Annotated in this window: 1 protein-coding gene; it reads right to left on the bottom strand. The window is 73.4% G+C overall.

Annotated features, from left to right (window positions below; all coding sequences use genetic code 11):
• Positions 1-63 precede the first annotated feature (63 nt).
• Positions 64-832, bottom strand: a 769-nt coding sequence (locus tag DD1DGNOD_RS08610; protein WP_241255576.1) for an XdhC family protein, incomplete at its 5' end; no start/stop codon positions are given.

Raw genomic sequence — 832 nt, 5'->3', positions numbered from 1 at the left:
GCACTTTCGACTCCGGTGCGCCGGATCGGCACGTCACAATGCGGCACGTCACAATGCGGCACGTCACAATTCAGTGTGGATACGACCGGAGGTCACCGACAACGGCCGGCCGCTTCCCCCCCAGCGCAGCTGGATGATTTCGGCCGCGATCGACACCGCGGTCTCCTCGGGCGTGCGGCCACCGAGGTCGAGACCGATCGGCGCCCGGATACGGGCCAGTTCCTCCTCGGTCAGCCCCGCGGCCCGCAGGCGGGCAAGCCGGTCGGCGTGGGTGCGCCGGCTGCCCATCGCCCCGATGTAGCCTGCCGGGGTGCGCAGGGCCGACACCAGCAGCGGCACGTCGAACTTCGGGTCGTGGGTGAGCACACAGATCGCCGTGGACGGGTCCACAGCGGTCCGCCCGAGGTAACGGTGCGGCCATTCGACCACCACCTCGTGGGCGTCCGGGAAACGTCCGCGGGTGGCGAACACCGGCCGGGCGTCGCACACGGTGACCCGGAACCCCAGAAACGCCCCGACGCGGGTGAGCGCGGCCGCGAAGTCGATCGCGCCGAACACGAGCATGCGGGCAGGCGGCGCGAACGCCTGCACGAACACGCTGACCTCGGCGCGGCGCCACTGGCCGCGCGACCCGTACCGGCGCTGACCGCACTGCCCCTGCGCGAGCATCCCCCGGGCGTCGTCGATGACGGCCGCGTCGAGCTCGCCGGTGCCGAGCGTGCCGACCACCCGGTCCGGCCAGACTGCCAGCCGGGCCCCCACCGTCACCGGTCCACCGGCCGAGCCGGTGGCGGTGGCGGTGGCCACCGGCTCGGCCGCGTCCACCGCCACC

This window comes from Candidatus Protofrankia californiensis (genome assembly GCF_900634765.1).
Taxonomy (GTDB): domain Bacteria; phylum Actinomycetota; class Actinomycetes; order Frankiales; family Frankiaceae; genus Protofrankia; species Protofrankia californiensis.
This window is presented reverse-complemented; position numbering and strand designations above follow the sequence as displayed.